This window comes from Flavobacterium agricola (genome assembly GCF_025919725.1).
GTDB lineage: Bacteria > Bacteroidota > Bacteroidia > Flavobacteriales > Flavobacteriaceae > Flavobacterium > Flavobacterium agricola.
This window is the reverse complement of the sequence record NZ_CP081495.1, coordinates 1,901,088-1,925,288: the sequence shown is the minus strand read 5'-3', so window position 1 is coordinate 1,925,288 and position 24,201 is coordinate 1,901,088. Positions and strand designations below refer to the sequence as shown.

At 34.8% G+C, this 24,201-nt stretch carries 18 protein-coding genes and 1 pseudogene; 18 read left to right on the top strand and 1 reads right to left on the bottom strand.

All coding sequences use genetic code 11. From position 1 onward, the window contains the following. Nucleotides 1–21 precede the first annotated feature (21 nt). The 17 genes and pseudogenes from ruvB (at nt 22) to K5I29_RS09555 (ending at nt 21,249) form a co-directional block, all read left to right on the top strand. Complete coding sequence (ruvB, locus tag K5I29_RS09635; protein WP_264432865.1) at nt 22–1,050, top strand: Holliday junction branch migration DNA helicase RuvB; 1,029 nt, start codon at nt 22–24, stop codon at nt 1,048–1,050. Then, the gene (gene queG / locus K5I29_RS09630; RefSeq protein WP_264432862.1) at nt 1,051–1,989 is read left to right on the top strand and encodes a tRNA epoxyqueuosine(34) reductase QueG; all 939 of its coding nucleotides are present in this window, start codon (nt 1,051–1,053) and stop codon (nt 1,987–1,989) included. A 54-nt stretch (nt 1,990–2,043) separates the two neighbouring features. Next, nucleotides 2,044–4,332: an NADP-dependent malic enzyme gene (locus K5I29_RS09625; RefSeq protein WP_264432861.1), complete on the top strand. Its 2,289-nt coding sequence runs from the start codon at nt 2,044–2,046 to the stop codon at nt 4,330–4,332. 56 nt (nt 4,333–4,388) lie between these two features. Beyond that, a complete protein-coding gene (ruvA, locus tag K5I29_RS09620; RefSeq protein ID WP_264432859.1) occupies nt 4,389–4,970 on the top strand; it encodes a Holliday junction branch migration protein RuvA in 582 nt (193 codons plus the stop codon). 3 nt (nt 4,971–4,973) lie between these two features. Beyond that, the gene (gene sov / locus K5I29_RS09615) at nt 4,974–12,254 is read left to right on the top strand and encodes a T9SS outer membrane translocon Sov/SprA (RefSeq protein WP_264432858.1); all 7,281 of its coding nucleotides are present in this window, start codon (nt 4,974–4,976) and stop codon (nt 12,252–12,254) included. Nucleotides 12,255–12,312: 58 nt separating this feature from the next. Beyond that, entirely contained in the window at nt 12,313–12,693 is a 381-nt protein-coding gene (gene gcvH, locus K5I29_RS09610; RefSeq protein ID WP_264432856.1) for a glycine cleavage system protein GcvH, read from the top strand. Between the two features lie 101 nt (nt 12,694–12,794). Then, nucleotides 12,795–13,058 (top strand): VanZ family protein, encoded by a 264-nt coding sequence (locus K5I29_RS09605; RefSeq protein ID WP_264432855.1) that lies wholly within the window; start codon nt 12,795–12,797, stop codon nt 13,056–13,058. Between the two features lie 60 nt (nt 13,059–13,118). After that, nucleotides 13,119–13,862 carry a deoxyribose-phosphate aldolase gene (deoC, locus tag K5I29_RS09600; RefSeq protein WP_264432853.1) on the top strand — a complete coding sequence of 248 codons (744 nt, stop codon included), beginning with the start codon at nt 13,119–13,121 and terminating at the stop codon, nt 13,860–13,862. A gap of 21 nt (nt 13,863–13,883) precedes the next feature. Beyond that, complete coding sequence (locus tag K5I29_RS09595; RefSeq protein WP_264432851.1) at nt 13,884–15,992, top strand: gliding motility protein RemB; 2,109 nt, start codon at nt 13,884–13,886, stop codon at nt 15,990–15,992. Nucleotides 15,993–16,197: 205 nt separating this feature from the next. Beyond that, nucleotides 16,198–17,100 (top strand): heme o synthase, encoded by a 903-nt coding sequence (gene cyoE, locus K5I29_RS09590; protein ID WP_264432849.1) that lies wholly within the window; start codon nt 16,198–16,200, stop codon nt 17,098–17,100. 1 nt (nt 17,101) lies between these two features. Continuing rightward, nucleotides 17,102–17,677, top strand: coding sequence for a cytochrome c oxidase subunit 3 (locus K5I29_RS09585; RefSeq protein ID WP_264432847.1), 576 nt, complete (start codon nt 17,102–17,104; stop codon nt 17,675–17,677). A 42-nt stretch (nt 17,678–17,719) separates the two neighbouring features. Further along, a complete protein-coding gene (locus K5I29_RS09580; RefSeq protein ID WP_264432846.1) occupies nt 17,720–18,685 on the top strand; it encodes a cytochrome c oxidase subunit 3 in 966 nt (321 codons plus the stop codon). Between the two features lie 27 nt (nt 18,686–18,712). Continuing rightward, a complete protein-coding gene (locus tag K5I29_RS09575) occupies nt 18,713–19,063 on the top strand; it encodes a cytochrome C oxidase subunit IV family protein (RefSeq protein WP_264432843.1) in 351 nt (116 codons plus the stop codon). Nucleotides 19,064–19,141: 78 nt separating this feature from the next. Next, the gene (locus K5I29_RS09570; RefSeq protein ID WP_317134276.1) at nt 19,142–19,756 is read left to right on the top strand and encodes a hypothetical protein; all 615 of its coding nucleotides are present in this window, start codon (nt 19,142–19,144) and stop codon (nt 19,754–19,756) included. Nucleotides 19,757–19,828: 72 nt separating this feature from the next. Next, nucleotides 19,829–20,459, top strand: a pseudogene (locus tag K5I29_RS09565) (SCO family protein). A gap of 3 nt (nt 20,460–20,462) precedes the next feature. Next, on the top strand, nt 20,463–21,005 hold the full coding sequence (locus K5I29_RS09560; protein ID WP_264432841.1) for a DUF420 domain-containing protein: 543 nt from the start codon (nt 20,463–20,465) through the stop codon (nt 21,003–21,005). Further along, entirely contained in the window at nt 20,995–21,249 is a 255-nt protein-coding gene (locus tag K5I29_RS09555; protein WP_264432840.1) for a hypothetical protein, read from the top strand. Before K5I29_RS09560 ends, K5I29_RS09555 begins: the two co-directional genes overlap by 11 nt. A 9-nt stretch (nt 21,250–21,258) precedes the next feature. Here the strand turns inward: K5I29_RS09555 and K5I29_RS09550 are convergent, their stop codons facing one another. Then, nucleotides 21,259–22,572 carry a DUF4403 family protein gene (locus tag K5I29_RS09550; protein ID WP_264432837.1) on the bottom strand — a complete coding sequence of 438 codons (1,314 nt, stop codon included), beginning with the start codon at nt 22,570–22,572 and terminating at the stop codon, nt 21,259–21,261. 178 nt (nt 22,573–22,750) lie between these two features. Here K5I29_RS09550 and K5I29_RS09545 point away from each other — a divergent pair, with 178 nt between their 5' ends. Beyond that, entirely contained in the window at nt 22,751–24,199 is a 1,449-nt protein-coding gene (locus tag K5I29_RS09545) for a TolC family protein (protein ID WP_264432836.1), read from the top strand. Nucleotides 24,200–24,201: the final 2 nt, after the last annotated feature.

The window sequence follows — 24,201 nt, the reverse complement described above, 5'->3', positions numbered from 1 at the left end:
TTTCTTTTTATCTTTGTTCCCATGAACGAGAATTTAGATCCAACCAACCAAAAATATTCGCACGAAGAAAATGATGTCGAACGCAAGCTGCGTCCGCTGTCTTTTGATGATTTTGCCGGACAAGATCAGGTTTTAGAAAACTTAAAGGTTTTTGTACAAGCTGCAAACCAACGTGATGAAGCTTTAGATCATACGCTTTTTCATGGTCCTCCCGGATTAGGTAAAACAACTTTAGCCAATATTTTAGCAAACGAATTAGGGGTAGGTATCAAAATCACTTCAGGTCCGGTTTTAGATAAACCTGGCGATTTAGCCGGTTTGTTAACAAATCTAGAAGAGCGTGATGTGCTTTTTATTGATGAAATTCATCGTTTAAGCCCCGTGGTCGAAGAATATTTGTATTCTGCCATGGAAGATTTTAAAATTGATATTATGATTGAGTCGGGGCCCAACGCACGTACCGTTCAAATCAATCTAAATCCGTTTACCTTGGTTGGGGCAACTACCCGTTCGGGCTTATTAACTGCGCCCATGCGAGCGCGTTTTGGTATTCAGTCCCGATTGCAATATTATACCACCGAATTATTAAGCCAAATTATAGAGCGAAGCGCTTATATTTTAGGCATGCCAATTACCTTAGAAGCAGCTATAGAAATTGCTGGACGCAGTCGCGGAACTCCACGTATTGCTAACGCTTTATTGCGCCGTGTTCGCGATTTTGCCCAAATTAAAGGCAATGGTAAAATTGATGTCGAAATTTCTAAATTCGCTTTACGTGCGCTTAATGTTGATGCACACGGATTGGACGAAATGGATAATAAAATTTTAACCACAATTATTGATAAATTTAAGGGAGGTCCGGTTGGTATTTCAACCTTAGCAACGGCTGTGTCAGACAATGCCGAAACTATTGAAGAAGTTTACGAACCGTTTTTAATTCAAGAAGGATTTTTGGTTCGAACCCCACGTGGGCGCGAAGTAACCGAAAAAGCATATAAGCACTTAAACAAAACCAATCCTAATTTACAAACCGGATTATTCGATAAGTAAATGATTGATTCTCAAAAGCAAAAATATTCAGACTTAATAAAAGCCGAAGCCCAACGCCTCGGTTTTTTAGCTTGTGGTATTTCTAAAGCAACGTTTTTAGAAACCGAAGCGCCGCGTTTAGAAAAATGGTTAAGCGAAAAACGACACGGACAAATGCAATACATGGAAAACCATTTTGACATGCGTTTAGATCCGCGTTTAATTGTTGACGGGGCAAAATCTGTAGTTTCTATGCTTTTAAATTATTATCCAGCCGAGCAACAAAATCCGGAATCCTATAAAATTTCTAAATATGCTTACGGCCAAGATTACCATCATGTAATTAAAACTAAACTTAAAGAAATGCTGCATACGTTAAACGAGCAAATTGGCGAAGTTAATGGACGTGCTTTTGTAGATTCGGCACCGGTTTTAGATAAAGCTTGGGCGCAACGTAGCGGTTTAGGCTGGGTAGGCAAGAACAACAATTTAATTTCGCGTAAAACCGGTTCATTCTTTTTTATTTGCGAATTGGTGCTTGATATTGATTTGGCGTACGACAATCCAACTACCGATCATTGCGGAACTTGTACCGCTTGTATTGATGCATGCCCAACCGAAGCAATTGTTGAACCTTATTTGGTTGATGGTAGTAAATGCATATCGTATTTTACTATTGAATTAAAAGATGCAATTCCGACCGAAATGCAAGGTAAATTTGACGATTGGATGTTTGGTTGCGACGTTTGTCAAGACGTTTGTCCTTGGAATCGGTTCTCAAAACCGCATGCAGAACCGCTGTTTGCACCGAATACCGATTTATTAAAATACAGTAAATCTGATTGGGAAGAAATAAATCTGGAAGCTTTCAATAAAATATTTAGCAAATCGGCAGTAAAACGCACCAAAATATCAGGTTTACAGCGTAATATAAATTTTTTAAAAAATAACGAAATATAGGATGAGAATTTTTTGACTATATTTGTAAGTTCTAAAATAAACAAACTAACATAAATGCACAAAGACACGAAAAGAAGAGAAGCTTTATTGTACCACGCTAAACCAAAGCCTGGTAAAATATCGGTTGTTCCTACTAAACCATATGCTTCACAAAGAGATTTATCTTTAGCATATTCACCAGGGGTTGCAGAGCCATGTTTAGAAATTGCCAAAGATGTAAATAATGTATATAAATATACCGCTAAAGGTAACTTAGTTGCTGTAATTTCTAACGGAACTGCAGTTTTAGGATTAGGAGATATTGGTCCAGAAGCTTCTAAGCCAGTAATGGAAGGAAAAGGATTACTTTTTAAAATCTTTGCAGATATTGATGTTTTTGATATTGAGGTGGATACAAAAGATATTGATGCTTTTATTGAAACCGTTAAAAACATTGCCCCAACTTTTGGTGGAATTAACTTAGAAGATATTAAAGCGCCAGAATCTTTTGAAATTGAGCGCAGATTAAAAGAGGAATTAAATATTCCAGTTATGCACGATGACCAGCACGGAACAGCAATTATTTCTGCAGCTGGATTGTTAAATGCATTAGAAATTGCTAACAAAAAAATTGAAGATATTAAATTAGTTGTTTCAGGTGCAGGTTCTGCAGCTTTAGCTTGTGCTAATTTATATTTACAATTGGGTGTAAAAATCGAGAACATTATTATGTTCGATAAAGACGGTGTTTTATCTACGGATCGCGCAGATTTATTAGATGTACAACGTCAATACGCAAAAGATGCAACCGGATTAACTTTGGCAGAAGCTGTAAAAGGCGCTGACATGTTTTTAGGATTATCTGCGCCAAACGTATTATCGGCAGATATGTTACTTTCTATGGCAAACAACCCAATTGTTTTTGCTATGGCAAACCCAGTTCCAGAAATTGATTACGATTTAGCAGTTGCTACGCGTAATGATGTTATTATGGCAACTGGCCGTTCAGACAAACCAAACCAAGTTAATAATGTTTTAGGCTTCCCATTCATTTTTAGAGGTGCTTTAGATGTTAAAGCAACTAAAATTAATGAAGAAATGAAGTTAGCAGCAGTTTATGCAATTGCTAACTTAGCTAAAGAAACCGTTCCGGAACAAGTAAACATTGCATACGGCGAGAAAAAGTTAGTTTTCGGTAAAGATTATATTTTACCTAAACCGTTTGATCCGCGTTTAATTACTGAAATTCCACCAGCAATCGCAAAAGCAGCTATCGAATCTGGTGTTGCTTTAGATCCAATTACTGATTGGGATAAGTACAAAGAAGAGTTAAACGACCGTATGGGATCTGATAATAAAATGGTACGTTTATTAACAAACCGTGCAAAAACAGATCCAAAACGTGTAGTATTTGCTGAGGCAGATAGCTTAGATGTTTTAAAAGCGGCTCAAATTGTATTTGAAGAAGAAATTGGTTTCCCAATTTTATTAGGTAATAAAGAAACAATTTTAGAACTGAAAAAAGAAATCGGTTTTGATGATGAAGTTTTAATTATTGATCCTAAAGCACCAGAATTTAAAGCAAAACGTGAAGAATACGCAAGCTTATTATGGAAAGAACGTAGCCGTCGCGGATTAACTTTATATGATGCAAACAAAATGATGCGCGAGCGTAACTATTTTGCATCAATGATGGTAAAACATGGTGAAGCTGATACGTTAGTTACAGGATATTCTAGAAGTTATCCAACGGTTGTAAAACCAATTCTAGAAATTTTAGATAAGCATCCAAACATTAAAAAAGTTGCTACAACAAATATGATGCTTACCGATCGTGGACCTGTTTTCTTATCAGATACAGCAATCAATCCAGATCCAACAGCAGAAGAAATTGCTGACATTGCGGTTATGTTAGATCATACAATGAAAATGTTTGGCGAAAAACCTGCTATTGCTTTAGCATCGTACTCAAACTTTGGTTCGTCTAAAGCGCCAAGTGCAGTTAAAATGAACAGAGCAGCTAAAATTTTACACGAAAAATTCCCTGATATGGTAGTTGATGGTGAAATACAAGCCGATTTTGCTTTAAACCCAACCATGTTAAAACAAAACTTTTCGTTTTCTAAATTAGTTGATAAAAAGGTTAATGCTTTAGTTTTTGCAAACCTAGATGCTGCAAACATTACTTACAAGTTAATGAAGGAGCTTAATAAATCTACCTCAATCGGACCAATTATAATGGGATTAGAGCAACCCGCTCACATTTTCCAATTAGGTGCCAGCGTTGATGAGATGGTAAATATGGCTGCTGTTGCAGTTGTAGATGCTCAAGAAAAAGCGAAACGCAAACAAACAAAAAAATAAATTTTAATTGCTGCCTTGATTTTGTCAAGGCAGCTTTTACTTAAAAACATATTATAATGATAGCGTACATAAAAGGAAAGTTAACCGAAAAATCGCCAACAGAAGTAGTTATAGAAACTAATGGTGTTGGTTATTTACTTAGCATTTCGTTGCACACTTATTCTAGCCTGCCCGATCAGGAAGAAATTAAGTTGTTTACCTTTTTACATATTAAAGAAGATGCGCATACCTTATATGGTTTTTTTGATAAAGCCGAACGAGAACTTTTTAAGTTGTTAATTTCGGTTTCTGGTATTGGTCCTGGTACAGCACGAACCATGTTATCGTCCATTGCACCAACAACCATTATTCAGGCTATTGCAAATGGCGATAATGTTACCATTCAATCGGCAAAAGGCGTAGGGCTAAAAACAGCGCAGCGTGTAATTATTGATTTGAAGGATAAAATTAGTAAGATTTATAATATTGAAATGCAGAATGAAGTTATAAGTACTACCAATCGTAATGAAGCGTTAGAAGCTTTAGAGGTACTTGGTTTTGTACGTAAAACTGCAGAAAAGGTGATCGACAAAATAATTAAAGAAGATCCGCAAGCAAGTGTTGAAACTCTGATTAAAAAAGCGCTTAAAAATTTATAAGAATTGAAAACCTACCAACCAAAATTCAATTTTAAAATAGCCGTTGTACTACTAACAATACTATTTAACAGTGCCTTATTTGCGCAACAACAAGAACAAGATAGCATACGCGGAGCAAGCTTTGGTAAAATAGAGCTTAAAAACCCTAGTACTATTTTAGATGCCTATACATATGATCCGGTTACCGATCGGTATATTTATAGTAGCAAGCATGAAGATTTTAATATTCGTTATCCACTTTTTTTAACGCCAGAACAATATCATGAATTGGCGATTAAAGATTCTATGCGCGAGTATTATCGCGATAAAATTAAAGCTGTTGACGGAAAAGCACCAGAAGAAAAAAGACGTGATTTATTACCTAAATATTACGTTAATTCTAAGTTTTTCGAGCTGGTTTTTGGTAGTAACGTAATCGATGTCAAACCCACCGGATCTGTAGAAGTAGATTTAGGAGGGCGTTTTACTAAACAAGATAACCCAGCATTTTCTCCCAGAAACAGAAGTAATTTTACTTTTGATTTTGACCAACGTATTAGCATGAGTTTACAAGGTAAGGTAGGTACCCGATTAAACGTAATGGCTAATTATGATACCCAATCAACCTTTACTTTTCAAAATCAGTTTAAATTAGATTTTAAACCGAACGAAGATAGTATTCTACAAAAAGTAGAAGTTGGTAACGTAACCTTTCCGCTAAGTAATTCTTTAATTCGTGGAGCACAAAGTTTATTTGGAGCCAAATTACAGTTAAAGTTTGGTAATACAACCGTTACCGGAGTTTTCTCCGAACAAAAATCACAAACGCGTAGCGTAACCGCTCAGGGTGGAGGTACCTTAACCGAATTTGCTTTATTTGGTTTAGATTATGATAACGACCGCCACTATTTTTTATCACAATTCTTTAGAAATCAATATGACGAAGCCTTAAAGTCATATCCTTATATTAATTCAAGAGTAAAAATTACTCGTATTGAGGTTTGGGTAACCAATAAGCAAACAGTTGTAAATACCACAAACAATAATGTACGTAACCTAATCGGTATTCAAGACTTAGGAGAATCAAGGATTTCAAACAATCGTAATGTTGATATTACGCAACGTGCCGTTGGTGTGGCAGACCAAAACATTCCGAACTTTTTTAGAGGAACGCCTTTTAACGTACCAACCGATAACAAAAACAACTTGTTCGATCCAAGCTTAATTGGTGCAGGTGGATTACTAAATAATGCGATTCGAGATATTGCAACGGTAAACAATGGGTTTAACGCTCAAGTTCAGGTGCGTGAAGGAATAGATTATTCTAAACTTGAAAACGCTCGTAAACTTACTGAAACCGAATTTACTTATCATGAGCAATTAGGTTATATTTCGTTAAACCAACGTTTAGCTAACGATGAGGTTTTGGCAGTTGCTTACCAATATACCATTGGCGATAAAATTTATCAGGTAGGTGAATTTGGAACCGACGGAATTGATGCAACTGTTGTAAATCCAAACGGTGTTCCTTCATCTCAAAACTTAGTTTTAAAACTTTTAAAAAGTAGTTTAAACAGCATTAACGAGCCAACTTGGGATTTGATGATGAAAAACATTTATCAATTACCTGGCGCGTATCAATTATCTCAAGAAGATTTTACATTAAATATTCTTTATACCGATCCGTCACCATTAAACTATATCTCGCCTGCGCCGGCTTTTTCTATGACACAGCCTCAGGTTGCGTTACCACAAGGCGTGGCCGATACGCCATTAATTCGTGTTTTTGGATTAGACCGTTTAAATTATACTAACGATATTGCGCCAAATGGCGATGGTTTTTTTGACTTTGTTCCTGGTATTACGGTTGATCAGCAAAACGGTCGAATTATTTTTACTTCGGTTGAGCCATTTGGTAGCAGCTTATTTGAGCAATTACGTACCAGCCCAACCGAGGATTATTTAGCAGCTGACGAAAATAATGTAGCCAATTACAACGCCAACCAGCGAAAATATGTATATAAAAGCATTTATACCAAATCACAATCTTTAGCACTGCAAGACAGCTCTAAAAATAAATTTCAAATTAAAGGACGATTTAAATCGGCTGCGGGCAGTGGCGGAATTCCGTTAGGTGCTTTTAATGTACCACCCGGATCAGTTGTTGTTCGTGCTGGTGGTCGTGTTTTGGTTGAAGGGGTAGATTATACCGTAAATTATCAGGCCGGAATGGTAGATATTTTAGATCCTTCGTTACAAAACTCAAGCATTCCTGTCGAAATTTCATTAGAAAATAATGCTGTTTTTGGTCAACAAACCAGACGTTTTTTTGGGTTTGATGTAGAACATAAATTTAGCGATAAAATTAAAGTTGGCGGAACTTTGTTGCGCATGGTAGAACGCCCGTTTACCGTAAAATCAAACTACGGTCAAGAATCGGTTAACAATACCATTTTTGGTTTTAACGGAATTTATTCGTCAGAAGTTCCTTTCTTAACGCGCTTGGTTAACAAGTTGCCAAACGTAGATACCGATGTGCCGTCAAACATTTCAGTTCGTGCAGAAATGGCTTACTTAATGCCGGGCGCATCTAAACAAGATCAGATGAATGGAGAAGCAACCATTTATATTGATGATTTTGAAGGTTCTCAGAATTACATTGATTTGCGTTCGCCGCAATCGTGGTTTATTGCCAGCCCGCCTATAAATTATGGAGGTGAAAAGCCCGAAAACGATTTGTCAGCAGGATTTAGACGTGCTAAATTATCTTGGTACACCATTGATCCTATTTTTTATATTGACAGCCAACGCCCAAACGGATTAAGCTTGCGCGACGTTTCTAACAACAAAACCCGTCGTATTTACAGTCAAGAAATTTATCCAAACACCAATATTGTACAAGGCGAAAGTACGGTTGTTTCAACTTTAGATTTAACCTACTATCCAAATCAGCGTGGGCCGTATAACTTTAATCCGGCGATCGATTTGTCTGACGAATCGTTAGCGAACCCACGAAACAATTGGGGCGGAATTATGCGTGCCTTATCTACACCAAACTTTGAACAATCTAACGTAGAATATATTCAATTTTGGATGATGGATCCGTATTACAGTGCCGATCCTGACGGTGCAACAAGCACAACAAATAACGGTAAAGTTGTTTTAAACTTAGGTGACGTATCAGAAGACATTTTAAAAGATGGCCGTAAGTTTTACGAAAACGGATTGCCATCAGTAGGTTCAACCGTACCAACGCATACATCAGCATGGGGTAAAATTCCATCTTCACAATCGTTAATTTATGCGTTTGATACCGATCCGGCAAATCGTGCGGTTCAAGATATTGGTTTAGATGGATTAACAGATGCTGAAGAAGCTGCTTTATATCCTGGTTTTGCAAGTTTAGCCGATCCGGCAGGCGATAATTACCAATATTTTGTTGAAGCTTCGGGTAATGTTATTGAACGTTATAAAAATTACAACGGCACGCAAGGCAACTCACCAGTAAATGTGTCTAACAACAGCCGCGGATCTACAACCAAACCAGATGTTGAAGATATAAATGGCGATAATACCTTAAATACCATTGAAGCTTATTATAAGGTTGAGGTTGAAATTGCCCCAAATCCTACCGTAGGTACAAATTATGTAAGCGATGTAGTAACTACAAACGGTGTTAGAACCCCAACCGGATCTGAAAATGTGCGTTGGGTGCAGTACAAAATTCCAATTGCCGAAATTGCAAAAGATGCACGTAACGTAATTGGTGATATTTCTGATTTTAGATCGATTCGTTTTATGCGTATGTTTTTAACCGGTTTTGAAGAAGAAATTACTGTGCGTTTCGGATCATTAGATTTGGTTACCGGACAATGGAGAAGATATACATCATCATTAGATTATAAAGATCCAAACGTAAATAATGACAATACTGGTTTTGATGTTACCACGGTTAGTATTGAAGAAAACTTTAATAAACAACCTGTAAATTACGTATTACCTCCGGGAGTTGTACGCGAACAATTTAACAACAACAATACCATAATCAATCAAAACGAGCAATCGTTAGCTTTAAAAGTTTACAGTTACGACGGGTCTCCAAGCGGTGGTTTAGAACCGGGTGATGCCCGTGCGGTATTTAAAAACGTTAGCGTAGATATGCGTCAGTACAAAAACGTACGTATGTTTTTACACGCCGAAAGTTTACCTAACCGTGCAGCGTTGTTAGATAATCAGATGGCTGCTTTTATTCGTTTTGGAAACGATTTTACAGAAAACTTTTATGAGATCCAAATTCCTTTAAAAGTTACGCAACCTAACGAACGCGATCCGTACCGCGTTTGGCCATTAGCTAACGAAATTGAAGTTCCGATAGAATTGCTTTCTAAAGTAAAAATATTGGCGTTACAAAATAATTTACCACCCGATGATGATCCGAATGATGGTGTTGCTTATGTATACGATTATCAAATCGATCCATCATTAGGTGTTCGAGAAAACGCAACGTTAATTGGAATACGTGGTAACCCAAATGTTGGTTTGGTACGTACATTAATGATTGGGGTGCGCAACCTTTCATCAACAACCATTGAAGGCGAAATTTGGGCCGATGAATTGCGTATGTCGGGCTTAGATAAAAAAGGCGGTTGGGCTGCTGTTGCCAGCATGGATACCAATTTGGCCGATTTTGCATCTATTTCTGCAACAACAAGAAAATCTACCAGCGGTTTTGGTGGTATTGAAGATGGAGCGAACGAACGTAGCCGTGAAGATATGTTTCAGTACAACGTTTTAACCAATATTGGATTAGGAAAATTGTTGCCAAAAAAATGGGGCGTTCATATTCCGTTCAATTATTCGGTTGGTGAAGAAACCATTACGCCAAAATACGATCCGTATTACCAAGATATTGAGCTGAAAAGTTTATTAAGCATTACGCAAGATCCGGCTGAAAAATCAAGAATTGAAAATCAGGCGGAAGATTATACCAAACGTACCAGTATTAACGTAATTGGTTTACGTAAGGATAAAAATCCGGAAAAGAAATCGCAAATCTATGATGTAGAAAACTTTACGCTTTCGCATTCGCATAACGAAGTTTATCATCGCGATTTTCAAATTCAAGAACGTACCGATATTCAAACCCGATCGTCGGTAGATTATGTTTATGCTTTTCCAGCGGTTGATGCAGTAGAACCGTTTAAGAAAACCAAGTTTATGGAAAAAAGTAAATATTGGGATTTGTTGCGCGATTTTAATTTGAATTATTTGCCATCAAGCATTTCGTTTTCGAGCGATGTAAACCGCCAATACAACCGCCAACAATTTAGACAAGTTGAGGTGCAAGGCATCGAAATTGATCCGCTTTACAGACGCAATTATTTTATGAATTATACGTACGGATTTAGTTTTGATTTAACCAAAAGCTTGCGTTTAAATTACAACGGAACGAATAATAATTTGGTTCGAAATTATTTAGACGATAACCTAAACCAGATTGCAGATTATAACGTTTATCATAATTATTTAGATGTTGGTACGGCCAATACGCATAATCAACAGCTTATTGTAAATTATGATTTACCAATTAATAAAATTCCGGTGTTTTCGTTTGTAAAATCATCGTATTCGTATACCAGTAATTTTAACTGGCAACGATCGCCAGATGCCATGTCGAGCATTGCTTACCAAGGCACAACGTTTGATTTAGGGAATACGATTCAGAACTCGGGCGCGCATCGATTAAATACCACGTTAACCATGGATTCGTTTTACAAATACATTGGGTTAACAAAAACCAAGCAACCTAAAAAGCCAACAACGCCAGCTTTACCACCTAAACCAGGAGAAAAGGTTACGGCGCAACCGCAAAGGTTAGATAACAAACGTTCTTTTTTATCTGAAAAATTAATCGGTATAGCAACCAGTTTAAAAATGTTGCAGGTAAATTATGCAGATAATTCCGGAACGGTTTTACCAGGCTATACGCCAGGTTTAGGATTTTGGGGAACAACAAAACCAGGCTTAGGATTTATTTTTGGTAGCCAATCGGATATTCGATATGAAATGGCACGCAACGGGTACTTAACCTATTATCCGGAGTTTAACCAAAGCTTTACTAAGGTTTCTAACAAAACGCTAAATATTACCGGGCAGTTAGAAATTTTACCTGATTTAAAAATTGATATTTACGCCGATCGTAACATCAACCAAAATTATACCGAGCAATACGAAGTTACACCGCAAGGAATTTACAATTCGTTATCACCAAATAGTTATGGTAATTTCTCGATTTCGACCGTTTTAATTAAAACATCGTTTGCAACATCAGACGAAAATAATTCTAAAACATTTGATCAGTTTAGAGAAAATAGAATGGTTATGGCAAACCGTTTGGCTGAAGAATATTACGGACCAAACATTCCGAGATACGGAGATGCAAACAACCCAATTCCGGCAAGTACGCATCCAAGCTACAAGTTTTTTGTTACCAACCAAGGTTATCCGGTTGGGTTTGGTAAAAACAGCCAAAGCGTTTTAATACCGTCTATGTTGGCAGCCTATTCTGGCGGTGATGCGGGCAGCGTTAAAAAAGGTTTGTTTAGAGATGTGCCAATTCCGAACTGGAATGTAAAATACGATGGCTTGATGAAGTTTAAATATTTTCAGGATACGTTTAGAAGGTTTACCGTTCAACACGGTTATCGCGCATCCTATACCATAAATAATTTTAGATCGAATTTAGATTATGATGTAAATCCGAGCGGACAAGATAATAACGGAGTTGGAAACTTTTACAACAAAACCATTGTATCTAACGTTAACTTAGCAGAGCAATTTAATCCGTTGGTTAAGGTTGAGTTTGAGTTGAAAAATTCTTTCCGCTTTTTGGGTGAAGTAAAACGCGACAGAACCTTATCTTTAAGTTTAGATAATTCGTTGTTAACCGAAGTGCAAGGAAATGAATATATTTTTGGATTGGGATACCGAGTAAAAGATGTAACAATTAATTCTCGATTTGCAGAAGCAAACCGCGGTGTTATTCGAAGCGATTTAAACATTAAAGGAGATATTTCGTACCGACGCGCATCAACTTTTGTTCGTTATTTAGATTACGAATACAGTGAGCTAACTGCAGGACAAGATATTTGGAGTATTCGAGTTTCAGCAGATTATTCGTTTTCACGAAACTTAACGGCGTTGTTTTATTACGATCATACGTTCTCGCAAGCTGTTATATCAACAACTTTTCCTACAACAAATATTAGGGCAGGATTAACATTACGATATATACTTGGAAATTAAGACTTAAAATTTTTAAATAATAAATATTAAATATACATTTGCTTAAAATAATAACACGATGAATATACCAGCAAACTTAAAGTACACAAAAGATCACGAGTGGGTATCAATTGAAGGAGATATCGCAACAGTAGGAATCACTGATTTTGCTCAGAAAGAATTAGGAGATATTGTTTATGTTGAAGTTGATGCTTTAGATCAAACATTAGATAAAGACGAAGTTTTTGGAACAGTTGAGGCTGTTAAAACCGTTTCGGATTTATTTTTACCTTTAACAGGAGAAATTGTTGAGTTTAATGAAGAGTTAGAAACTGCTCCAGAATCTGTAAATACTGATCCTTACGGTGCAGGTTGGATGATTAAAATTAAATTTACTAATACTGAGGAATTAGAAGGTTTATTATCAGACGCAGCATACAAAGAAATTATTGGTGCATAAACTTAAGCTTTTCATAGCTTTAGGGTGGACATTAACTATAATAGTTAGTTGCTTAGCGCCTGCAAAATCGATCTCAGATTTACAGGTTCCCTTTTTAGGTTATGATAAAGTACTACATACCGGTATTTATTTTTTTTTTAGTTTTATTTTGGCTGATTTATTTTCAACCTAATAAACAATCGTTAAAAAAAGTAAATAGTAAAGTAGCTATTTCAGCTTTTTGTTTAGGTGTGTTTATTGAGTTTTTACAGGCAACTTTAACAACCAGCCGATTTGCCGATGTTTATGATGTTTTGGCAAATACTGTAGGAATTGTTTTAGCGCTTGTTGCTTACCAACAATACATAAAAATTAAAACCAATTAATTTTTAATACATTATAAAAAATCCCAATTTCTCAATTGGGATTTTTGTATTTTTATACTTATGGACATAAAACAATATTTAGATTCGACATACCTTAAAACTTCTGGCCAAGCTGAGGTTGATGAGGTAACGCATAAACAAGTTGTACACAATTTTATTTTAGATACAATAAAAGGTGGGTATAAATGTGTTATGATTAGACCAGAATTTGTTGCTTTAGCTAAAGCTGAAATAACAGCGAAAAAATCGCCGGTGGTGGTTGGAACGGTTATTTCTTTTCCGGAAGGTACAAATTCGACACAAGAAAAGTTAGATGAAGCACAACAAGCTATTAATAATGGCGTTGATGAGTTAGATTACGTGATTGATTATACTGCTTTTAAAAATCAGCAAATTGATTATGTAAAAGAACAAGTTTATTTGGCAACTAAGTTAGGATTAGATAATAATAAAGTTGTAAAATGGATTATAGAAACTGCTGCATTAACACCCATTCAAATAGCGCAGCTTTCGGCTTTAATTAAAAATGTAGTAATGAAACATTTTGATGAAAAGTTTTACGAAAAGGTATTTGTTAAATCATCTACTGGGTTTTATAAAACAGAACCTGGGGTTGCAAATGGTGCTACGCGAGAAGGAATAACATTAATGCTAGAAAATGCATCACCATTACCGGTAAAAGCTTCTGGAGGTGTGCGAAATACAGACGAAGCTTTACAATTTATTCAATTGGGTGTAAAACGCATTGGTACATCATCCGCAGATGCAATTGTAAACGGCTACGAAAGCACGTCAGATTATTAAAAGAAAAACCAAAAACTAAATATGAATACTAAAAGCTTAATTGTCCTACTAACCACCTTACTAACCTCGGTATTGTTTGCCCAACAAAGCTATAAACAACAAGTTCCGCTTTTTCCATCTTGCGAAAGTACGCCAACAGAAGCTTGTTTTTACAATACCATGCAAAATTTTATTTTTCACAATTTTAAAGTGCCTGAAAAAGAAGTTGTAAGTAATTATAGAGGTACAATTTATGCTTTAGTACAAATTGATACGTTAGGAAAGTTTAACAGCACATATATTGATGCAGAAACTAATGAACTGCGCGAAGCAACGCAGCAAGTTATTAACGCGTTACCTACCGTAAAACCTTACGAAGTAAATGGCGTAAAAAAAACATTTCGTTATTCGTTGCGTATCAATATTCCGTTGCAATCGGTTTCTAATCATGATACGCAAGCTAATTTGTTGGGGCAAACCAGCGAAAGCAGTGTTTCTTTTGCTAACGGAAATAAGGGGTTAAACGAAGTTGAGTCTATAAAAACACAAAAGTACAACAACGAAATTTTTACGAGTGATTTAGATATTCCTTTTACGCATTTGTATTATAATGAATTTGACCCCATGGTTAACCAAGTTGGAGCAAACTTTCATACCGCATCCAAACCTTTTTTGTATAAAGATGTAGCAAAATATTATGACTTTGAAAAACGTTACAACGAAATAAAACTAAATAAGTACAGCTGGTTGGGCCGTAAAATATTTAACGAAAATCTTGTTGCGGTTAAAGGCAATAATTATTGGTTTTTGATTGATTTTTCTGTTGATTTACGATTAGGAAAAGATGTAAATTCTGATCAGGATTATACCTACACCAATACCCGTTTGTTTAAAGTTTCTGGGCAATTAGGTAAACAAGTTTCGTTTACTACCACTGTTTTTGAATCGCAGGCGCGATATGCAGATTATGTAACGCAATATGCCGAAAGTATTCGACCAGATGGTGGTAACCCAGCAATTATTCCCGGAATTGGTATTGCTAAACGATTTAAAACAGATGCGTTTGATGTTCCTTCGGCGCATGCTAATATTACGTACACACCGAGCGAATTTTTTGATTTTCAGTTAGGATATGGTCGTAATTTTATTGGTGACGGATATCGCTCATTGATTATTTCTGATGTAGCTAGCCCGTATCCGTATTTTAAAATTAACACCAAGTTCTGGAAAATTAAATACACAAATACGTTTATGTGGTTAAAAGATCCGAGTCGTGAAGCAACGGTTGATGCAACATATGCTACAAAATATATGGCCAATCATTATTTAAGCTGGAATGTTAATAACCGATTAAACTTAGGATTGTTTGAAACCGTAATTTGGCAAAACACAAACAATCGTGGTTTTGATATGAACTTTATTAACCCAATTATTTTTTACCGTTCGGTAGAATTTAACTCTTCATCCAGAACAGGCAATGCAGCTTTAGGATTAACAGGAAAGTACAAGTTTTCTAATTCGATTAACATGTATGGTCAGTTGTTTTTAGATGAATTTTCTTTAAGCGATATGACAAACGGAAGCAATAGCTGGAAAAATAAATACGCCTACCAAATAGGTGCCAAATATTACAATGCTTTTAAGGTTAAAAATTTAATGTTGCAGTTAGAATATAACAGCGTTCGCCCTTATACCTATTCGCACAGCCGCGTAATAACCAATTACGCACAAAACAACCAATCTATGGGGCATTTGTGGGGGGCCAATTTTAGAGAAGTAATTGCCATTGCAAATTATTACAAAGGGCGTTGGTTTGCTAATGCAAAATTGGTTTACGGTGTAAAAGGATTTGATTTTGGAACCGATGCTACAGCCATAAATTACGGAAGCAACATTAACATATCGTACGATTATAATCGCTATCGAGATAATGATGTTAAAATTGGTCAAGGAAATAAAACGCACTTATTTAATGGCGAATTGCAAGCAGGGTATTTGGTTAACCCAAGTTTAAATTTAAAATTATTTGGTTCGGTTATTTATCGTGATTTTAGTCCTTTAGAAAGCACTGTGTCAACCCCAAAAGGAAACACAACTTGGTTTCAGGTTGGTTTACGTACAGATCTTTTTAATTGGTATACAGATTATTAATCGTAACTTGTTAGTTTAGTATACAAGGCATTTTACCGTTGTAAATATTAGATTTTCTATTTAAAAAAAGTACTTTTTAATTTAAAAGCAACATTTAATATAACTTTAGCAAATTCAATCGCTAAAAATGCAGATTTTAATTGGACTTAAATGTATTTTAGAAGTATATTTGCCAATAATTAGTAATCTGTAAACAAAAGTTAATTTGGAAACTTTACATAAAAAAACTTCCTTAAAATCTGTTTTTGACAACTTTAAAGCAATCACAAAAATGGGGTTGGCGGTAAGTGTTGTTTTTTCAGCCATTGTGGGATATTTATTAGGCGTTTCTGCTGAGTTTCCTTTTAAATGGAGTACTTTAATTTTATTGGCAATTGGCGGATATTGCATGGTTGGTGCTTCTAATGTTTATAATCAGATTATAGAGAAAGATTTAGATGCTAAAATGGATAGAACCAAAAAGCGTCCTATTCCATCTGGTGCCATGTCAACGCAAGCCGCGTTCATATTAGGAACTGTTTTAACACTGATTGGTTTAGCAATTTTATATGCTATTAATCCAAAATCAGCCATGTTTGGAGCAATTTCTATTTTTTTATATGTAAGTGTTTATACTCCGTTAAAAACAAAAACCCCTTTATCTGTTTTTGTTGGTGCATTTCCGGGAGCTATTCCATTTATGTTAGGATGGGTTGCTGCTACCAATCAATTTGGTATTGAAGCAGGAACTTTATTTTTAATTCAATTTTTCTGGCAATTTCCGCATTTTTGGGCAATTGGTTGGTTTTTATATGACGATTATAGTAAAGCAGGTTTTTATATGTTACCAACAGGTAAAAGAGATAAAAAAACTGCATTACAAACTATTTTATATACTATTTGGTTAATTATTGCTTCTGTAATTCCTGCGTTTGGTATTACCGGAACTTTAAAGCTTAGTTTTACTGCTGCAGTTATTGTTGTTGCACTTGGTTTGTGGATGCTTTATTATGCTATGAGATTGTATAAAGAAATGTCAACTAAAGCCGCAAGATCTTTAATGTTAGTGAGCGTATCTTACATTTCTTTATTGCAAATTGTGTATGTTGTAGATAAATTTTTAAGATAAAATGATTAATCAAGAAGAATACGATAAAAAAGCCAAATCATACAAAATGTTGCTGTGGTTTGGTATGATTAGTATAGTAATGATGTTTGCTGGTTTTACTAGTGCTTACGTAATTAGTAAATCTAGACCCGATTGGCTAGATGATTTTCAAATGCCTTCGGCTTTTTTATTTAGTACAATTGTTATAATATTAAGTAGTTTTACCTTTCATTTTGCTGTAAAAAGCGTAAAACACAGTAATCCTAAAAAAGCAAGTTCAATGCTTTGGCTTACTTTGTTGTTAGCAATTGTATTTATAATCTTACAATTTGTAGGATTTGGACAAGTTATAGATTCAGGATTATATTTTACAGGTACAGAAAGTACAATTACTACTTCCTTTTTGTATATTGTAATTATTGTGCACTTAGCCCACCTTGTTGGAGGGATTGTGTCATTGTTGATTGTTATTTATAATAACTCTAAACAAAAGTACACGGCCGCTCAACCTGTTGGAATTGAGTTGTCTGCAACGTTTTGGCACTTTTTAGGTGTGTTGTGGCTGTATTTGTTTTTATTTTTCTCTTTCTATAATTAAAAAAAAACGTAAATTTGAAAACTTTTAACTAATAAATTAATAATGGGAGCAATAGCTAACGAAACACACTGGGGTGGTGGAGAAGGTGTTCAACCACTTGGAGCAAGTTATGGTAAATTAATGATGTGGTTTTTCATCTTATCTGATTCCTTAACATTTGCTGGCTTTCTCGCTGCTTATGGGTTTGCTAGATTTAAATTCATAGGATCATGGCCTATAGCCGATGAGGTGTTTAATCACTTTCCTTTTTTACACGGAGTAGATGCACCAATGTACTATGTTGCATTGATGACATTTATTTTAATTTTCTCTTCTGTAACTATGGTTTTAGCTGTAGATGCAGGTAAAAAAATGCAACAAACTAAAGTTGCCTTCTACATGTTGTTAACAATTATTGGAGGTTTAGTTTTCGTTGGTTCTCAAGCTTGGGAATGGAAAAACTTTATTCAAGGTACTTACGGTGCTTTAGAAACAAAAGGTGGTTCTATCATTCAGTTTGTGAATACAGATGGTGAACGTGTTGCTTTAGGAGATTTTGCTGCTACAATTCCTCATGAAAGAGTTGAAAAAGGACGTAACGAAGGCGTTTGGTTTACAAACACTGCAAAAGTACCTACATATTCTTTAGAAGAAGTAGTAAAAGGATTTGAAGCTAATCCAAATATCTTGATCCGTACTGAACAAGTTGTAGATCAGAAAAAAGTTATTTTAAATCGTGAAGAATCTTTACAGCGTATTAAAGATGCAAACATGGTTGTTGAAGGAGCAAGCTTAATACGTAATGAATACGGTCATAAAAACTTTGGTAACTTTTTCTTCTTTATTACTGGTTTCCACGGTTTCCACGTTTCAGTAGGAATTATTTTAAATATTATTGTTTTCTTCAATGTACTTTTAGGTACTTATGAAAGAAGACGTAATTATGAAATGGTAGAAAAAGTTGGTTTATATTGGCACTTTGTAGATTTAGTGTGGGTATTCGTTTTCACATTCTTCTACTTAGTATAATTTATTATTTCAATTAAAGATTTTATTATGGCTGCACATTCAGAGAATAGTACAAAAAGAATTTGGAATGTATTTATTATCCTATCAGTACTTACAATCATTGAAGTAGTTTTAGGGATTTACAAACCCGATTCATTATATAAAACAAAGTTCTTATATATGAACTTGTTAAACTGGATTTTCATTATTTTAACTATTTGGAAAGCATATTACATTATGTGGGCTTTCATGCACTTAGAAGGTGAAAAGGCAAGTTTACGTTGGACCATTGTTGGTACATTAGCATTCTTAATTGCGTATCTTGTTTTTATCTTATTGGTAGAAGGAGATTATGTACATAACGTATTTAGAGATCAACAATATCTTTGGATTTTCTAAAAACTATATATTATCATAAAAAAGGCGGTTTTCTAACCGCCTTTTTCTATTTTTGTATAGTATTAAAAATCAGTTCCTATGAATGCCTTTCCAGAATCTAAAAAAAGCAAAGTTATTAAGTTAACGGTATGTCTTTTTTTATTTTGCTTGCCTTTGCTTTTTTATGTTTTTTTTGCATCTGGTAAAAACGGATTTACCAAATTACCTGTAGTTACAGAACAAATTCCTAATATTCCAGCCTGGAAATCCCTTTCAGGTGATACGATTTCTCTTTCAGAAAAAATTACTATTCTTGGTTTTCCTGGATATGATTTACTAAAAGAAAAAGGTAACTCATTTAATCTTCTACAAAAAATATACAACAAAAATCGTGATTTTAATGATTTTCAGTTGGTTTATGTTTTACCAGAAGGTACTGAAGCAGATGCAGCACAACTTTTAAAAGAATTAAATCCGATGTCTGATTTATACCGTTGGTTTTTTGTTTTTGCACCTCCTGCAGAAATTGCTGCTTATTATAATGAATTAGAATTGGTAGGTGATTTAAACGAACATTATTTTACCCCAAACGTTTTTATTATAGATAAAGACTTAAATTTACGCGGCGTAAAGGCTACAACAAAAAAGACGGAAAATCATCTTATAAAGAAGGATATAATACCATTTCGGCAGCAGATTTGCATAACGAAATGAGTGACGATGTTAAAGTAATTTTAGCCGAATACCGATTAGCTCTTAAAAAAAATAACCGTAATATTATTGTAAATGAATAAGAACAAAACCTATATAGGCATTTCGTTTATTATTTTAATTTTTGGAATTTACTTTGTTCCAAAAATTGCTGCTAAATTTCAAAAATCAGATTTAATGGCCGTTGGTGTTGCCCCATCTTTCGAACTTACCAATCAAGACGGAAAAACCATAACCAACGATTTTTACAAAGGCAAAGTTTATGTGGTAGAATTTTTCTTTACAACCCTGCCCAACCATTTGTCCGATTATGAATCGTAATATGATGGAATTGCAAAAAGAATTTTATGGGAATCCTCAATTTGGTATTGCATCCATTTCAATCGATCCAGAAACCGATACGGTTGAACAATTAAAAGCTTATGCTGACGATTTGGGTGCCAAACATTACAATTGGAACTTTTTACGTGCCGATGGAGATTATGTATATAACTTAGCCGAAAAAGAATTTAAGTTGAATGCTGGCGTTGATCCTAATTCACCCGGTGGATTTTATCACTCAGGCAGCTTTTGCTTAATTGATAAAGACGGGAATATACGTACTCGTAAAGATGAATACGGAAACCCAATGGTTTTTTATGACGGATTGTCTGAAGAAGGTGTACAAATGATTAAAGAAGATATTCAAAAATTAATTAACGAATAAGAAATGGAAACTGCTCAAGATGCTAAAAAGTACAACAAATTAATTACTGTAATTTCAATTATTATTCCAGTTGTTGTAGCACTGCTTTTTGGTGTTAAATTAAAAGATTTTGGTTACGATGTAGAACCATTAAGCCAATTACCTCCAATTTATGCAACGATTAATGGCTTTACTGCAGTATTGCTTGTACTTGCTGTTGTTGCTGTTAAAAATGGTAAACGTAAATTGCACGAAAACTTAATGAAACTTGCCATGCTTTGCTCGGTTGTTTTTTTAGGATTATATGTTGCGTATCACATGACGTCTGATTCTACTCCTTTTGGTGGTGAAGGAACAATTAGATATGTTTATTTCTTTATTTTAATCACGCATATTTTACTATCAATTATTATTATTCCAGTTGTCTTAGTAACCTATGCTCGTGCTATGGTAGGTAATTTTCCGCAACATAAAAAAATCGCAAAATATGCGTTCCCCTTATGGTTGTATGTAGCTGTTACCGGGGTTATTGTTTATATTATGATATCTCCTTACTATGTTCACTAAATTAAAAAATATTGTTTTAGTTTTATTGCTGTTTGTAGTTAGCGTGCCTGCATCTGCACAATGTGCTATGTGTAGAGCCGTTTTAGAAAGCGATGGAAATAGCGTTACCGCTGAAGCTGTAAACGACGGAATTGTTTATTTAATGGTCATTCCGTACATTTTAGTTGCTGTTGTTGGTATTGTTGTTTATCGCATCATGAATGGAAATAAAAAAGAAGATAAAAATAAAAAAGAGGTTGTTTAACCTCTTTTTTTATTCTAATCCCTGAATAGAAATTGCTACGTTACCATTGGTGTTAATATAACTTACCATGGCATGGTTTAGTAGTTCAAACCTATCAAAAGTAAGATTGTCCATTTTACCATCAATATAAACACCTTTCATGGGCGAATAATGCGTTAAAAACTGTTGTGCAATGGTTTTGCCTGTTTCAATATCGTTTGCAATGCTGTATGTACAATTCTCCTGAATTTTTCTAACAATTAATCCGTTTAATAACCAACTTGCCGATTTGTGCAAAACATTTTTGGTGTTTAATACATAATCTAATTGTTCAAAATAAACTTGTTGCAAATCTACATTATATTTTGGTATGCCACTTAAATAAATCGTTCCGTTTAAACTACCTTGTAAGGTTAAGGCAATAATTATTTTATCTTGTTGTTGCCACATATCAACTTCCTGAATGGTAATTTTTTTCTTACCAGAGCTAAAGGTTTCTCCTTTAAAATTATTTGTTATAACCCGTGCAGCACTTTTGTAGGTGGTTATTGCAGCAATAGTTCCGTTAAAATAGTTAGGTATGCTTTTTACTTTTGTAATTTTTAATTGATTCCAATTTACATTTTCCTGCGGTTTGTTGCCAATAACGGTTCTAATATTGGCTTTTAGCCCCATATTTAAAACGACATTGTTTTTTTCTAGCGTGGCATCAGTTGCATAAATTTCTAATGGATTGATGCTTAACCATGTTTCGTATTTGTCGTTTACTAACCTAGGTTCGGCCAAAGCTTTTAATGCGTCAAGTACTTGCGGTTTAAAATCGCATGTTTTAGCAATTGCCTGATCTACCTGATTGGCAATATCTTTCTTAAACCAATTCATAGCCGGATTAATCAAATATGTAATAGCAACTTGTTTGTTACCAATTTGTATATTCGGACTTTCATTCCAAACAATGCGTTGTAAATTGGATTTTGTTGATAAATGCCAATTCGATAACGCAACATCGCTTAAAAAGGTAAATGTACCGTTAAAATTAAATTCGCGTGTATCATTTAATCCCATAAACTGAGTGCCATAGCGGTATTTTACCCAAATTTTTACTGGTAAAACTGATTTTATTTTACCGTTTTCTGCTGATAATTGTATGGCGTTGGTTTTCCATATTTTAATTTCCATATTATCATCGGCTAAAATGCTATCTGCATATATTAAATGCGTTATGTTTTGATTTAATACCGTTTGTATGTCTTTAATAGCAACGCTTATGGGCATGCCCACGTACGAAGTTTTAGTATTGTACGCAATTTTATTCTGAAACTCAGCTTCTGGTTTTGTTGCCATGATTTTTTCGCTGCTGCCACAACTTGAAAGCAGCCCGCATAATATAGCAAGACAAGCTAAAAGGTTATATTTTATTATATTTTTCATTATTGTTAATTATTTTGTAACAAATTTAAAACCTATACGACATATAGGTATGAGAATTTCAAATTAATTCTTCATATATAAACTAAATGGTATGAAAAATAATTTCATTTTTAAATCACTATTTCTCGGAATCTTTTGTTTTTCTGGTTCAACATTCGCGCAAAACCTGTGGACGTTAGAACAATGTGTAGAACATGCCTTGGTGCATAACGTTTCTGTGCAAAATACAGAACTAGAAGTTAAACTTGCCGAGATTGACAGAACGGGAGCTAAAGCAGCTTTTTTACCTTCTATCAACGCAAGTGCAAACCATTCTTGGAACGTAGGTTTAAACCAAAATATTACAACAGGTTTGTTACAAAATCAAACCACGCAGTTCTCGTCAGCAGCAATTCAAGCCGGGGTAGATATTTACCGTGGTTTAGAAAAGCAATATGCCCTGCGCCGTTCTAATTTGGCGTTGCATGCCTCAAAATATCAATTGCAAAAAATGCAAGATGATGTAGCATTAAACGTAATAAACGCGTATTTGCAAATTGTTTTTAATAAAGAAAATTTACGTGTACAAACGCAACAACACGAATACGATAAAAAACAATACGAACGTACTAAAAATTTAGTAGAAGCCGGAAGTTTACCTAAAGGTGATTTATTAGATATTAGTGCAACGGTTGCAAAAGACGAACAAAATGTAATTACTGCCGAAAATAATTTAATTATTTCTAAAATTAGTTTAGCGCAACTTTTACAGTTAGAAGATTTTGAAACGTTTGATATTGCCGATCAAGGACATTATGCCATTACAGAAAGCGCAGTTATGTTAGAAGAACCTGCTGCAATTGTAAAACGCGCTAAAGAAACCAGAGCCGAAATTAAAATTGCAGAAACTAACATTGAATTGGCAAGCCGTGATTTAAAAATAGCACGTAGTCGTTTTCAGCCAACCTTACAAGCTTATTACAACTTTAATACGCGTGCAGCCTATTCAGATCGCGTGGTTGGTTATATTCCTAATGCAACAACTCCTTATTCTGTTGTAGGAACAGTGCAAAGCACCGGTGAAAATGTAATTGCGCCAAACTTTTCGCCTATTTTAGGCGGTCCAGAAAATATTTGGAAACAATTTGACAACAACAAAGGGCATAGCTACGGTTTGGCATTATCTATTCCGGTATTTAATGGCTTATCGGTTCGCAATAATGTAGAACGAAATAAAGTAAACGTAAAACGTGCCGAATTAAATTATGAGTTAGAATCTCAAAACTTAGAAAAAAAGGTTTACACGGCTTATACCGATACAAAATCGGCTCTTAAAGCTTATGAAGCTGCCGAGCAAACATTAAGTTTTAGAGAACAATCTTTAGAATATGCCCGTGAAAGATATGAAGTTGGTTTGTTAAACGTTTTTGATCTTACGCAAGTACAAACCTTGCATGTAAACGCACAATCAGAAGCATTGCGCACCAAATATGATTATATTTTTAAAACAAAAATTTTAGAATTTTACTTCGGCATTCCTGTAACAGAATTAACAAAATAAGT

Bases quoted from the DNA above. Each gene is read 5' to 3' on its own strand.
- K5I29_RS09560 (WP_264432841.1), top strand. From the start codon at position 20,463: ATGGAAACTGCTCAAGATGCTAAAAAGTACAACAAATTAATTACTGTA.
- K5I29_RS09545 (WP_264432836.1), top strand. From the start codon at position 22,751: ATGAAAAATAATTTCATTTTTAAATCACTATTTCTCGGAATCTTTTGT.
- queG (WP_264432862.1), top strand. From the start codon at position 1,051: ATGATTGATTCTCAAAAGCAAAAATATTCAGACTTAATAAAAGCCGAA.
- gcvH (WP_264432856.1), top strand. From the start codon at position 12,313: ATGAATATACCAGCAAACTTAAAGTACACAAAAGATCACGAGTGGGTA.
- K5I29_RS09555 (WP_264432840.1), top strand. From the start codon at position 20,995: ATGTTCACTAAATTAAAAAATATTGTTTTAGTTTTATTGCTGTTTGTA.
- ruvA (WP_264432859.1), top strand. From the start codon at position 4,389: ATGATAGCGTACATAAAAGGAAAGTTAACCGAAAAATCGCCAACAGAA.
- K5I29_RS09595 (WP_264432851.1), top strand. From the start codon at position 13,884: ATGAATACTAAAAGCTTAATTGTCCTACTAACCACCTTACTAACCTCG.
- K5I29_RS09550 (WP_264432837.1), bottom strand. From the start codon at position 22,572: ATGGCAACAAAACCAGAAGCTGAGTTTCAGAATAAAATTGCGTACAAT.
- K5I29_RS09625 (WP_264432861.1), top strand. From the start codon at position 2,044: ATGCACAAAGACACGAAAAGAAGAGAAGCTTTATTGTACCACGCTAAA.
- K5I29_RS09585 (WP_264432847.1), top strand. From the start codon at position 17,102: ATGATTAATCAAGAAGAATACGATAAAAAAGCCAAATCATACAAAATG.
- K5I29_RS09570 (WP_317134276.1), top strand. From the start codon at position 19,142: ATGAATGCCTTTCCAGAATCTAAAAAAAGCAAAGTTATTAAGTTAACG.
- ruvB (WP_264432865.1), top strand. From the start codon at position 22: ATGAACGAGAATTTAGATCCAACCAACCAAAAATATTCGCACGAAGAA.
- K5I29_RS09580 (WP_264432846.1), top strand. From the start codon at position 17,720: ATGGGAGCAATAGCTAACGAAACACACTGGGGTGGTGGAGAAGGTGTT.
- deoC (WP_264432853.1), top strand. From the start codon at position 13,119: ATGGACATAAAACAATATTTAGATTCGACATACCTTAAAACTTCTGGC.
- K5I29_RS09605 (WP_264432855.1), top strand. From the start codon at position 12,795: ATGATAAAGTACTACATACCGGTATTTATTTTTTTTTTAGTTTTATTT.
- K5I29_RS09575 (WP_264432843.1), top strand. From the start codon at position 18,713: ATGGCTGCACATTCAGAGAATAGTACAAAAAGAATTTGGAATGTATTT.